The following is a 13339-nucleotide window of genomic DNA, read 5'->3' on the forward strand; positions in this document are numbered from 1 at the left end:
ACTATACTCGCATTTAAAAAAATGTCAAGCATGTCCAGATAAACCGCTCTGTAACAATGATATTTATGGTCAAATGCCTTTTCACAGCCAATAGACTGACTATCGCCCATTTAAATTGCTGCACGTCTATATAGACGAATGAAATGCCATTTGGTTTCACTTTTTCTGCAAAAACTTATGAAACTATTTTTTCCAGGGAAGGAGAAAAATCATACAACAGCCAATATATATGAAGATTAATATTCAAATATACATGAAAAGGGAAATTTTCGTGGACACAAAGCAATTACCACGATGGATGTTTACTTACCTAATATAAAGATAAAATAATTCTGTAACAGGGTATGGGCTTTCCAGCTATCCATATGCCAAACAAAACACGCTGATGACCCAATTTCGTAACCACACATTCACGAAATTATTACTCTGGCTGCTGCAACATTGCTTCTGCATCAAAACTCTGTTAATCGTTAAATTTTAATGCGTAAATTATAATTATCATGTCAAATACGAAGTGGCCAACCACTATGATTATGCCACTCTTCATGCGATGATGTTTTCACTTTCTCTTTCGAATACTGGGAGAAATAGGTGTCGCCCCCTCCAGTCAGAACTGTCTGTTAATTGGATTAAAATTAGATTACTACAAACTTGCCGGTTTAGAATAATACAGTAATACAGGAGATCTCCTCCTGAGGACATCATGAATTTCAATTTCACCCTATGAACAATTCCTTCTAAAGAATAGTTTTAAACCACTTTAATAAAAAAAGGCAGGCATTGATGTTGGCCAGGGTCATTCGGTCGGGAAATAGGTTATTAAAGAAGAATATGTAGATATGTACATTCCACAGAAAAATAAGGGCTGTAAAGCACTACTGAGGATTTTTAGAAGCGGACGAATAATGAGAGAGCCAGACCTCCAGATATTCTCAGCGCACAATGAAGGAGAAAGCCATAGCTGGTTTATCAGCGATCATTGGAGACAGTGATGCGTTCCCATAATATTAATGGGATTTGGTTAAATTACACTCACTCCACCGGAGTAAATTTGTGGGGATCTATCCCAGTCCATATAAATTCTGTATCCTGGAAGGGTTGCACACTCGAATTATTCCTTCCCTGGTGAGGGTTCTGATTGGTGAATACAAATCCAATGAGCTTTATTGTGCAGTTAGTGTGAAAACAATTACTTGTTTGTGTCCTGAACTAAAGCTCATGTCAAAACAGATTATATATAAATGAAAGTTATATTTAAAATTTAAAAATTCATGCCTCATGTTAAAGATATAAATGCAAACCGCACTTCTTTTTGAAGCGCGGTTTTTAGTTACCATATTAATATTATGTTTGTTTTATCGAACTGTCACAATTTTTTGGGGAATTATTTTCGATTTTTGCAGAATGGAATGATATAAACGTTTTTTTGAACTACTTTGAATTTCGATTTTTCTTGATATCCTCTAATTCAGATTTTGTTGCTCCACCAATACCCCAGTGTGTTAGTGGTATATCCTGTATAACCACCCTGACTTGATTACTTTCTACATTTAATGAATTCACAGCTGCTTCTGTCAAACTGCTGATTAGTTCTTTTAACTGTACGTCCGTTCTTCCTTCTAATATCTGGACTTGTATAATTGGCAAAATAAAACCTCCCCGTCTTTTTCCTAAAATCCGAACCATGCAGGAATTAACAAAGTAGTTTGTTCCCAATACGTTATGATTAGCAACATGGCAATTCCTAGGGCTAACATTGGCATAACAGATTTTACTAGTCTTTCAAACTTTACCTCTGCTATTGAGGATACGATAAATAGGCCAGTCCCTACCGGAGGCGTCAGTAGTCCAATAGTTAGGTTAATACAAATGATAATCCCAAAATGAATAGGATCAATTTGAAATCCTGTAATTAATGGCATCAACACCGGCACTAAGATAACAAGAGCTGCTATTCCGTCAAGGAACATCCCAACTAACAAAAGGAAAAGGTTCACTAGAATAAGGAAGACGAATGGATTGTCAGAGATTGATAACATAGCATCTGCGATTAATTGGGGAACCTGTTCAAATGCAATGACCCAACCGAAAATATTCGCCATTGCAATAAGAAATGTCACTGTAGCTGTTCCAATCACAGTATTTACAAACACTACAGGCATGCTTTTTAATTTTAGTTCTTTATAAAAGAATTTCCCTACAATGAATGCGACTACACTCGCGATGGCTGCAGATTCTGTAGCAGTAAATACACCGCTTAATATCCCTAGTGTAATGATTGCCGGGATAAACAAAGCTGGCAATACATCTTTAAAAGCTGCCCAGATTTGTTTTAAATTAGCCCTTTCACTTCTGGGAAAATTCTGTTTATATCCTATGTAAGCTACAAGTGAGATAAAACCCAGTCCATAGATTAGTCCTGGAATGATTCCAGCCATGAATAATGCGCCAATTGAAGTTCCCGATAATGTTCCATAAATAATAAAAATCATGCTAGGGGGAATAATAGGGGCAACTATGGAAGAGGCCAGTGTCAAAGCAGAAGAAAACTCTCGATTGTATCCTTCCTTTTCCATTTCAGGAACCATTACTTTGCTCATCATCGCTGCCTGGGCATTGGCAGATCCTAGTATAGAGGCTAAGAACATATTAGCAATAACCGTAACGTAGGCTAATCCGCCTCTTACATGTCCCACCATTACTCTTGCAAAACTAACTAAACGATTCGTAATTCCACCGGTATTCATTAACTCCCCTGTTAACATAAACAAAGGTATCGCTAATAAACCAAAATTCTCCATACCTGAATATAATCTTTGAGGAGTCGATTCCAGCAGAACATAGTTACCAGTCACTAAAAAATATACAATGGTTGTCATTCCCAGAACTAAAGAAATTGGAATACCAATAAGCAAAAATACAAAAAATGCAATTATTACAAGAAACATCATTTTACTTCACTTCCTTTTGTTACATCCAGAAGATTACTTACTAAATGGATGCTTGCAAATAATAATCCGATCGGCAATATAGAGTAAGGAATCCACATTGGAAGTAAAATTGCACTCGATTTTTGAATAGCTACTCCAGGAGAACTAATCCAACTGAAGCAATAAAATAGGAGAATAGCCATAAAAGCTAGCATTAATATATGTGCAAGAATTGTAACCCCTTTGTTAATACTTCCTGGAAGCAGGTCTGTTAACAGTGTGACAGCTGCTTGTGTTTTGTATTTAAGTCCTAAGCTTCCGCCTATGAAAGTAATGTAAATCAATAGAAAGATAGAAATTTCTCCGGCCCAAAATAATGGTGCATTTGCAGAGCGAAAAATCACTGCTGAAAAAACAATTACCGCCATTGCAAACATGAGAATAATAGCCAGTTTCTTCTCAAAACCAGCTATCATATTACTTAGTTTTTTCACAAATATCCTCCTAATAAATTACTTGCGGAAAGTGTCAAGGAATTCCTGAATGAGTGGATCTCCCTTCCTGTATTTTTTATCAAATTTATCAATATATGGTTTAAACACTTCTGCTTCTAACTCATAAACTTTCATTCCTTCATTGCTTAAAATCTTTTGGAATTCTTTCTCTTGTGCAGAACGAGTGCTAGCTGAATAATCTGCAGCCGCTTTTATCGCTTCATCAATGATATTCTGGTCCCCTTCAGGCATTTTGTCATAAGAAGCCTTGTTAATCATTGCTACAGCAGGCCAAACCATATGATTTGTAACCGCTCCATACTCTACTACTTCATGATATTTATTCGTAATCGCTGCATCTAGATCCATATCCATGCCATCGATTAAACCTGTTTGGATCGCGGCATATACTTCAGGAAGAGGCAGTGATTCTGGTGAAGCACCCAAAGATTTATAAAACTCCTGTAATGGAGGACTAGGTGTTACACGCAATTTTAATCCGGTCATATCTTCAGGTTTTTTTACTTCTTTGTCTTTAAATAACATAACCCGGTTGCCTGCGAATAAGTAATCCAGGCCCTTAATACCCTGATCATCCATGGTTGCGAGTATTTTTTTTGCAATCTCTGTGTCGCGTGCATCATTTGCTTCTTCTATATCTTTAAAAGCATAAGGAGCAAACCAAGCAGTGAATGCTTCAGCTCTTGAGCTTAAATACGCAGCAGTAATAAATCCAAAATCTATAGATCCTGCGGAGATTTGCTGAACCATATCAGCTTCAGTACCAAGCTGGCTGGCCGGATAGATTTCCAGTTTCATTCTTCCTTCGGATCGGGTTTCAAGCTCATCTTTGAACTTTTCAGCTGCTTTATGCCACATATGATCAGTTGGGGTAATATGAGCAAGCTTGAAATGATAGGTTGCTCCCTTTTCTGATTTTGAAGCAGTCTTAGAAGATACATTTCCGCTGCATGCTGCAGTGGCAAAAACGATTAAACTTATGACCAGTAGTAGCACTAAACTTTTTATCTTCTTCATTAACGGGCACCCCTCAGAGATTAATGGAAACGAAAATAATAATAGCTGCCATTTTAATGACCTGCACTGATTACTTGGTTGATCAGCGAATTTTTCCATACGAATGGAAGCTTTATCACTTTTTTTCAGAACCAATATGCTAGTGACAAGATATTTTAACTACGATGAGATAATCAAAATATTCTGAAATATTAAACCATCTAGAAACCATCATACTAAATAGAATGGCCGCAGATATTTATTATTGGAAGTAATGGATAACCTAGCACTCTTCCGGGAAGCTTACCGCCAGCAGATTTTTCCCCTTTCTCCTGATAAACAGGTTGAAGACGAAACCCATCAACCAGGTGAATATGGCAGCCAGACATCCCATAAGAGCGTACAATAAATCCACCTTTGGCCCTGTGGTACTTATGGCAAGTCCGCTGCCAAGAAAAAGCTCGCTCCCGATTGCACCCCCATGGCAATCAAGGTCAGCTGATTTGTTTTTAGTTCTCTTTTTAAGCCTGAGATATGATGAATTGATTGATTACGATTCTTACCCAAACCCATCATCCTTTGCTTTGCCAAAATCTCCTTGGAATCAGCAAAGGATACGGTAAGTAACACTGATTGTATCTTCTGCTGAAATCCAACGGACTAAATATTCCTTTTTCCTATATCTTTTCCAAAACATCTGGTTTACAGGAAAGAGAGACTAAACCCAATTCCGCAAACTGAACAGTTACGGAATCACCAGGTTTAAAGGAAATTGCTTCAGATAATGCTCCGCTTAAAATAATATCCCCTTTCTTAATTCCCCTTCCGGATTCTCCAAGTTTATTTATAGCCCATGCAACAGAGGCTGCAGGATGTCCTAACACAGCAGCACTTGTTCCTGTTTGAGCAACGAGCCCGTTCTTGGACATCACCATTCCAAGCTGTGCTAAATCAACTGTTTCCGGTTTCATCCATTTACTGCCGAGAACAAATCGTGAGGAAGAGCAGTTATCTGCAATCACGTCCGCTAGTGTAAACTTAAAGTTCAAATACCTGCTGTCAATAATTTCGATGGCAGGGGCCACATATTTTGTTACATTTAATACATTCTCTGCAGTAACATTCGTGCCTTGCAGATCTTCACCTATCATAAAAGCAATTTCAGGTTCTGCCTTTGGATGAATGAATTGATTGAAATTGATTGGTTCCCATTCCAAGGCAAGCATATCATCCGTCAAGTAGCCATAAACTGCTTCATGTACACCCATCATTTGCTGCTTTGCCTTGCTAGTTAAACCTAACTTTATGCCGACGCGCCTCGCTCCATCTTTTTCTCTGAGTTCAATCAGCTTCTCCTGAATAAAGTAAGCATCTTCAAAGCTTAAGTCAGGTATCTGATCCGTAATTTTAACTATTTCTCGCTGTTCTTTTTCAGCGGAATATAAATAATTCACAATTTCCATACCAGCCCCACTTGCTAAATTCATACTCTACACCTCCAAGACCCTGGCTTCTGCAAGCTCAGAAGCAACATCAAGAATCATATCTTCCTGGCCGCCCACCACTTTTCGTTTTCCTAACTCTATTAAAATATCTCTGGGATCCAAGCCAAACCGCTTCCCCGCCCTTTCTGCATGCAGCAGAAAACTAGAATATACCCCAGCGTAGCCTAATACTAGGCTGCCCTTATTAATCACCTGAGGTTTGGGAACTAACGGTCCGACCGTGTTTTCTGCGATATCCATCATCTTGTAAAGGTCAATTCCAACACCCATTCCCATTTTGTCCATAACAGATAGCAGTACTTCCGTTTGTGCATTGCCCGCGCCTGCTCCAAGACAGCGGACACTTCCATCAATCCTGGTAGCTCCTTCTTCAATGGCGACAATTGTATTCGCTACTGCAACAGATAAATTATTATGTCCATGAAATCCTACTTCAATAGTTAAGGAGTCCCTAAGTGCTGCAATTCTTTCACGAACTTGATGAGGTAAAAGGGCACCTGCCGAATCGGTTACATATACCGCTTGGGCTCCGTAACTTTCCATTAGCTTGGCCTGTTCAACTAATTTCTCAACTGGTGCCATATGAGCCATCATCAGAAAACCTAGAGTTTCCATGCCAATCTCTCGCGCTGAGCTAATATGCTGTGCAGATACATCAGCTTCCGTTACATGTGTGGCCACTCTCACTAGTTCTGCACCTAAAGTATGCGCTTCCTTTAATTCATGGCAGGTTCCAATCCCTGGTATAAGGAGCACAGCAATTTTTGACTGTTTGCATTCACCGGCTGCAGCTTCAATGAGTTTCATTTCATTGACACGTGACCTTCCATACTGAAGGGAAGAGCCTCCTAAACCATCTCCATGACTGACTTCGATATAGTGCATCCCAGCACTGTCCAATTTTTTTACAACCTGGCGGATTTGTTCTTCTGTATACTGATGTGCAACGACATGACTTCCATCTCGAAGACACACTTCTGTTATTTTTATAGGCTTGTCACTTTTTCGAATCAACCTGTGTCACCTTGCCTTTCAATCAAACACTATTTAGGTTCTGTATCAGTAAATCCCTTGCAAAATTTTCTCCTACACGAGTTGCGGAAGCCGTCATAATATCCAGATTACCAGCGTAAATAGGAAAATAATCGCCAGCTCCCTCAACTTCTATAAAAACGGTTACCCTATCTTCATCAAATAATGGCTTTTGCTTTAAACGATATCCAGGTACATATTCCTTTACCGTCTCGACTATTTCATATATCGATTTAAGAATTGCATCCTGATCCATATTTTTAACTTCACAGTAAATGGTATCTCGCATCAGGATGGGTGGTTCCGCTGGATTTAGAATGATGATAGCTTTTCCCTCATCAGCCCCTCCAACTTCCTCAATACCTTTTTTGGTTGTGATGGTAAATTCATCGATATTTGCCCGTGTGCCAGGTCCCGCACTTTTGCTGGAGATCGTTGCAATGATTTCGGCATAAGATACATCTGCAACATAATTTATCGCATGCACAATTGGAATGGCAGCTTGCCCTCCGCACGTTATCAGGTTTACATTAAGAGCTTCCTTATTACTATGTGTTTGTACAGCAGGGCTGACAAATGGGCCTTTCGCAGCCGGAGTCAAATCAATCACAAGTTTTCCTAATTCTCGCAATACTTTTGCATGTTTAACATGAGCTTTCGCTGAAGTTGCATCAAAAACGATATCAGCTAACTCCGGATTTTCTTTCAAGGCTTGAATGCCATTTGAAAAAGTTTGATAACCCAGATCTTTTGCACGTTTTAATCCCTCTGATTCCGGATCAATACCGACCATTGCTGTGAGTTCAATTACCTCACTTCTTTTAAGCTTATACATTAGATCAGTGCCTATATTGCCTGAACCAATAATTGCAGCTTTCATTTTAGCCAAAGAATTCACCCCTCTTACTCAAATGTGACTGAAACAGACCCCAAGCGTCCGAAATGAGCGGACACAGTATCACCTTCTTTTGCGGTTATCGCTCCGCTAAGCGCACCTGGAAGGATGAGTTCCCCGGCTTTTAAGGGGATGTCAAACTCATAGAGCTTATTGGCAAGCCATGCAATGGCGTGAGCTGGATGGCCAAGTGCTGCGGCACCTGATCCAGTAGAGATCAACTCGCCATTTTTATATAAGGTCATTCCGATACTTCGCAAATCCATTCCATTGATTTCGGTTAATTGTTCCCCGATTACGAATTTTGCTGAGGAGCCATTGTCTGCCACCGTATCAATAAGCTGAATGTTCCAATCGGCTATTCGGGTATCAATTATTTCAAGTGTTGGAGTTAAGTATTTTGTAGCCATCAGAACATCCACCCAAGTTACTTTAGGCCCCTTTAAGTCTTCACCGAGTATAAAGCCGATTTCTGCCTCCACTTTTGGACTAAGCAAATCATTTACCTTAACATTACCGCCACTGCTTACCTTCATATCATCTAGCAAATGTCCATAATCAGGTTCATCTACACCCAGCATTTGCTGCATAGATATACTTGTAAGTCCGACCTTTTTGCCAACGACCTTTCGGCCCGATTTAATTTTTTTATTTATCACACCCAGTTGGATATGATACGCATCCCTTACATCCAGGTTTGAATATTTCTGAGTTAGCGGAGTCAATGCCTGTTTCTTTAATTCAGCTTCCAGTAACTCTTCTACAATTTGATTTAATAGCAGATTCATATACTCACTCTCTCTTATAATCGTTAATTAAGGTAAAGACGAGTGCGGAGTAAGCACTCTTTTATAGTTTCATTGTGATAGTTTTTGCTTCTGTATAAAATTCGAAGCTATGGCGTCCACCCTCCCGTCCTATGCCACTTGCCTTAGACCCTCCAAAAGGTGTTCTTAAATCTCTGTAATACCAGCAATTAATCCAAAATAACCCTGAATTTATACTGGATGCTACCCTATGAGCACGGCGGAGATCATTCGTCCAAACAACACCTGCAAGCCCATAGATAGAATCATTTGCAATTTGAACTGCTTCTTCTTCCGTTTTAAATGGAATGACAGATAGAACTGGACCAAATATTTCTTCCTGGGCCACCTTCATTTTGTTATCCACATCATATAGGACGGTTGGTTCATAGAAGTTTCCTTCACCAAGTGAGGTGATTTTATTACCGCCCAAGGCAAGCTTTGCACCCTCAGCTATCCCAGACTGTACATACTCATCCACGGTTTCAAGATGTCCTTTTGAAACCAACGCACCCATATCAGTATCTTCACTAAGCGGGTCTCCCACCTTAATTTTTTTTACGGCATGAACAAACTTGTCGAGGAAAAGATCATATATACTCTCTTGAACTAGCAAACGGGATCCTGCTAAACAAATTTCACCCTGATTTCTAAAAATAGCATCAATAGATCCTTCGATAGCTTCATCAAGGTTAGCATCCTCAAACACAATATTTGCGGACTTTCCTCCCAGCTCCAGCGAAACTGGAATTAACTGTGAGGCAGCATTTTGCATGACTGTTCTTCCGGTTATGCTATCACCGACAAAAGAAATGCGCCTAACCGAAGGATGTTTAGTCATAGCTGTGCCGGCTGTCCCTCCTGGACCTGTAATAATGTTAAGCACTCCGGGAGGAAGTCCTGCATCATTAGCAATTTCCCCGAGCATGACTGCACTTAAGGGGGTCAAGGAGGCTGGTTTTACAACGACTGTATTTCCTGCAGCCATTGCTGCTGATGCTTTCCATGTCACTTGCATAAAAGGAAGGTTCCAAGGAATAATTAAACTTGTTACACCCGCTGGGGCATACTTGGAGTAAGACATATATTTTGCCTGATCATAATGCTCGTGGTGAATATAGTTTGCCATTTCAGCAAAGAATCGTAAGTTTGCTGCCGCTCTCGGAATATCAAACCCTCGGCTTTCCTTGATCGGTTTGCCCACATCCAAGGTTTCGACACGAGCTATTTCGTCTGCACGGTCCAAAACAATGTCAGACATCCTGCATAGAATATCAGACCTTTCAGCTACTGGCATTTTACTCCAGATTCCTCTTTCGAAGGTACGCCGTGCTGCATCAACAGCATGATTGACATCTGCCTCATTTGCTTTTGCGACAGATGCAAGCTTATTGTTTGTGGCAGGATCAATAGTGTCAAAGCTCTCCCCTGAAACTGAGTCACGGTATTCACCATTTACAAAGAGCTTTGCGTCTTTAATAACCTGCTGTTTTAATTGACTCATTATTACATCGCCTCCTGCCCCTCTATTTCCAGCACCATCTCGACTTCCACTGCATTATTGTTTGGCAGTTGAGCCATCCCGACAGCTGATCTACCATGCTGGCCTTTTTCTCCAAAAATTTGTACAAGTAAATCTGAAGCGCCGTTCATTACTTTTGGCTGTTCGGTAAAATCTGCGTCACTATTCACAAAACCAAGTATTTTTACAATTCTTTTTACTTTATTAAGATCGCCAATCTCTTGTTTTACAACGGCCAATAGATTTAACATACATTGTCTCGCCGCTTCATAACCAAGCTCGATCGGCATGTCTTCTCCTAAACGCCCCCGATATTCATCTGTCCCTTGGCCAGATGTAAACAAAAGGTTTCCTGTTCGGACACAGCTGACATAGTTTCCTGCTGATGTACGAACTGGCGGCAGCATGATTCCTAACTCCTCTAATTTTTGTTCAGGACTAACCGTTCTTACCACATTTTCACCCCCCAACCTTAATAGGCGCATTTAAAAATCGAAGAGCATTATTGCCAAGGATAGCTTCGGTTTGTTCAGCTGTAAGATTAAGAGTTTCATCGATTACTTTTCCAGGACGTATCTCCCTTAATAGGAAAGGATAATCAGACCCCATAATAATCTGTTCATGCCCAAAGTTTTGAAGCAAATAGTGTAGATTGATAGGATCATTTACAAGAGAATCATAATAGAATTTCTTCGCGTAGTAACTAGGCGGTTTCTCCAATAACCTTAAGTGCGGCCATACCTCCCAGCCTTTATCGAGACGAGGAAGGAGATATGGCAGAGAACCGCCTCCATGTGCAAAGCAAACTTTTAGATTAGGGAATCTTTCGATTACTCCTCCTAAAATTAAACTCGCACCAGCTACAGCCGTTTCACTTGGCATCCCAACTGTGTACATCAGATTATGTCTTGGCATACGCTCTCTACCCAATGTTTCCCAAGGGTGTATAAAAAGAGGAACCTCCCACTTCTCTGCCATTTCAAAGAATTCGATTAAAGATGGGTCATCCAGATTGCTGCCGTTAACATTCGTACCTATTTCAATTCCCCTTAGGCCTATTTCATGTATGCACCGATCCATTTCCCGGATCGCAGCCTGCACATCCTGTAATGGAACTGTACCTAATCCGATAAACTTGGAAGGATTTTGACTTACAGTCTCTGCAATAAAATCATTCTGGATCCGAGCAAGAATGGACGCTTCTTCAGCAGGTGCCCAATAAGAAAAGGTTACTGGAATAGGAGAGAGCACTTGAATATCCACTTGTTCTCTATTCATGTCATGTAATCTCTTTTCAGGGCTCCATACCTGATCTGTCACTTCACGAAACACCTTGCCAGCCACCATAATATTTGCACCGCAGGCACATGTACGCTCTAGTGTCGGCCATTTATCCCCCATTAAATTCTTTGTTAATTCAGAGAAATTCTCAGGGATTATATGTGTATGAAAGTCTACTCGCATTTCCATTCACTCGCTTCCGGAGGCATGACATGCCCGCAGTTTTCACACCTTCTCAAGTCCATACTGCTATTAAATTCGGAAATTGCTTCTTTAACCTGCACCTCAATATTCGTTAACTGAATTCTGACTCTATGCATTTCATGGTCACATTCTTCACAGAACCAAACGAAATCCTCCAGCTCACCTTCAGCACGATTCCTTTCAATAACTAATCCGATTGTATCGGCTACACGGTGAGGGGAATGCGGAACATTTGCAGGAAGCAGGAACATCTCCCCTTCTTTTACTTCAACTACTTGGCGTTTGCCTTCATCATTAATGACCTCTACATAACAGCTGCCTTTTATTTGATAAAAAACTTCCTCTGATGGATCCACATGAAAATCACGTCTTTTATTCGGCCCTCCCAAAAGCATGACCATTAATTCAGCATCCTTCCAAATAACCTTATTATTGACTGGCGGCTTTAATTGGTCCTTATTCTCTTCAATAAATTGCATTAAATTGATCGGCATAAATTTGCTTTTCACTTTCATGTTCATTGGCTCCCCTCATCTATTATTCACTTATTTCAGCAAACTCTTTTTTTAAGTTTTTTTGCATACGGACAACTTCATCAGCTAAATGTGAAATTCTTTTCAGTAAATCAGGATCGCTAATTTCATTCATTTCATTAAAATGATCTCTATTTGCATAAACATAGCTTGGGGCAACAAAAGCACGGAAAAAACCTGCTATTGGCTTAAGCTGATTCTCAATTACAAGGTAATGCTGATAAGTCCCTCCATTTGCAGCAAACCCCATAACTTTGTTCCTAAAATCCTTCGGGTTAATTAAATCAAAGAGGTTTTTTAAGACACCTGGAATCGAACCCTGAAAAATTGGTGTCCCAATAATGTAAAAATCAGCAGAAGAAACCTTATCAATGACCTTTTTTGTATCTTCTGAATAGGCGCTAGGGTCGCGGCCATCACAAAATTGGACTTCAAAATCCATCATATCCAGGTATTCAACTTCAATTTCAGGGTATTTCTTTTCCACCTCATCCAAGATCTTTTTTACAACTATTCCTGTTTTTGCACCAATAATTGTTCCGGATATCCCTAATAATTTCACTTGATGCTCTCCTTTCTAATCTCCCGCTGGCCAGCCGAGAAGCGAGTTGGAAACCTGTACTTCACCCTTGGACAGCAGATGCCGAATCCTTGATGAAGAAATGCGATTCCCTTTTGAACAACAGACAGGGTCAATCTCCCGTACAGTAAAATGCATTTTTAAATAATTCGAATCTCCCTCACGGTTTTTCCCAAACCGAAAATCATCCCCTACAATAATTTCGACCGGATTTAATCTTGAAAGAACTTCTATAAATTTTTCTGGGCCAGCTCCTGCGTACATCCGATTAAAGCGTGCAAACACTGCATGGCTTACACCAAGCTTTTCTAACTTGGACACTTTTTCTTGGATGGAAGACAGCATATGTGCACCTTGAAAAAAGACACGGGGCGGCGGGTCGAAAGTATAGACAAGGCTAGGTGCATTCAACAGCTTCCCTCTCTTAACGGCATACTCGATGACTGCTTGGTGGCCACGATGAACACCGTCAAACGCACCTATTGCAATGACAGAACAAGGCAATGTTAATGAGGTATAAATATGTGTTTCCACTTTGCC

At 40.1% G+C, this 13339-nt stretch carries 15 protein-coding genes; all 15 read right to left on the reverse strand.

All coding sequences use genetic code 11. The features are described 5' to 3' along the window. Positions 1-1431: 1431 nt before the first annotated feature. On the reverse strand, positions 1432-1647 hold the full coding sequence (locus NSQ49_RS02280) for a 4-oxalocrotonate tautomerase (RefSeq protein WP_251283738.1): 216 nt from the start codon (positions 1645-1647) through the stop codon (positions 1432-1434). A 23-nt stretch (positions 1648-1670) separates the two neighbouring features. Continuing rightward, a complete protein-coding gene (locus tag NSQ49_RS02285) occupies positions 1671-2951 on the reverse strand; it encodes a TRAP transporter large permease (RefSeq protein WP_251283737.1) in 1281 nt (426 codons plus the stop codon). Beyond that, on the reverse strand, positions 2948-3424 hold the full coding sequence (locus tag NSQ49_RS02290; protein ID WP_251283736.1) for a TRAP transporter small permease: 477 nt from the start codon (positions 3422-3424) through the stop codon (positions 2948-2950). The genes NSQ49_RS02285 and NSQ49_RS02290 overlap by 4 nt, the downstream gene beginning before the upstream one ends. A gap of 18 nt (positions 3425-3442) precedes the next feature. Further along, on the reverse strand, positions 3443-4462 hold the full coding sequence (locus NSQ49_RS02295) for a TRAP transporter substrate-binding protein (protein ID WP_251283735.1): 1020 nt from the start codon (positions 4460-4462) through the stop codon (positions 3443-3445). Positions 4463-4873: 411 nt separating this feature from the next. Then, complete coding sequence (locus NSQ49_RS02300; RefSeq protein WP_341070317.1) at positions 4874-5071, reverse strand: hypothetical protein; 198 nt, start codon at positions 5069-5071, stop codon at positions 4874-4876. A 47-nt stretch (positions 5072-5118) separates the two neighbouring features. Beyond that, entirely contained in the window at positions 5119-5928 is an 810-nt protein-coding gene (locus NSQ49_RS02305; RefSeq protein ID WP_251283734.1) for a 2-keto-4-pentenoate hydratase, read from the reverse strand. A gap of 3 nt (positions 5929-5931) precedes the next feature. Beyond that, entirely contained in the window at positions 5932-6960 is a 1029-nt protein-coding gene (gene dmpG / locus NSQ49_RS02310) for a 4-hydroxy-2-oxovalerate aldolase (protein WP_251283733.1), read from the reverse strand. A 22-nt stretch (positions 6961-6982) separates the two neighbouring features. Then, entirely contained in the window at positions 6983-7867 is an 885-nt protein-coding gene (locus tag NSQ49_RS02315; RefSeq protein WP_251283732.1) for an acetaldehyde dehydrogenase (acetylating), read from the reverse strand. A 14-nt stretch (positions 7868-7881) separates the two neighbouring features. Continuing rightward, on the reverse strand, positions 7882-8661 hold the full coding sequence (locus NSQ49_RS02320; protein ID WP_251283731.1) for a 2-keto-4-pentenoate hydratase: 780 nt from the start codon (positions 8659-8661) through the stop codon (positions 7882-7884). A 61-nt stretch (positions 8662-8722) separates the two neighbouring features. Then, entirely contained in the window at positions 8723-10183 is a 1461-nt protein-coding gene (locus NSQ49_RS02325; RefSeq protein WP_251283730.1) for an aldehyde dehydrogenase, read from the reverse strand. Positions 10184-10185: 2 nt separating this feature from the next. After that, on the reverse strand, positions 10186-10656 hold the full coding sequence (locus tag NSQ49_RS02330; RefSeq protein WP_251283729.1) for a RidA family protein: 471 nt from the start codon (positions 10654-10656) through the stop codon (positions 10186-10188). A gap of 4 nt (positions 10657-10660) precedes the next feature. Beyond that, a complete protein-coding gene (locus NSQ49_RS02335) occupies positions 10661-11671 on the reverse strand; it encodes an amidohydrolase family protein (RefSeq protein ID WP_251283728.1) in 1011 nt (336 codons plus the stop codon). After that, positions 11656-12201: a 3-hydroxyanthranilate 3,4-dioxygenase gene (locus NSQ49_RS02340; protein WP_251283820.1), complete on the reverse strand. Its 546-nt coding sequence runs from the start codon at positions 12199-12201 to the stop codon at positions 11656-11658. Before NSQ49_RS02340 ends, NSQ49_RS02335 begins: the two co-directional genes overlap by 16 nt. A 22-nt stretch (positions 12202-12223) precedes the next feature. Then, entirely contained in the window at positions 12224-12781 is a 558-nt protein-coding gene (locus tag NSQ49_RS02345; protein ID WP_251283727.1) for an NADPH-dependent FMN reductase, read from the reverse strand. A 15-nt stretch (positions 12782-12796) separates the two neighbouring features. Then, the gene (locus NSQ49_RS02350; protein WP_251283726.1) at positions 12797-13333 is read right to left on the reverse strand and encodes an FAD synthetase family protein; all 537 of its coding nucleotides are present in this window, start codon (positions 13331-13333) and stop codon (positions 12797-12799) included. Positions 13334-13339 lie beyond the last annotated feature (6 nt).

The sequence above is a fragment of the Cytobacillus sp. FSL R5-0377 genome (assembly GCF_038004385.1).
In the GTDB taxonomy this organism is placed as follows: domain Bacteria; phylum Bacillota; class Bacilli; order Bacillales; family Cytobacillaceae; genus Cytobacillus.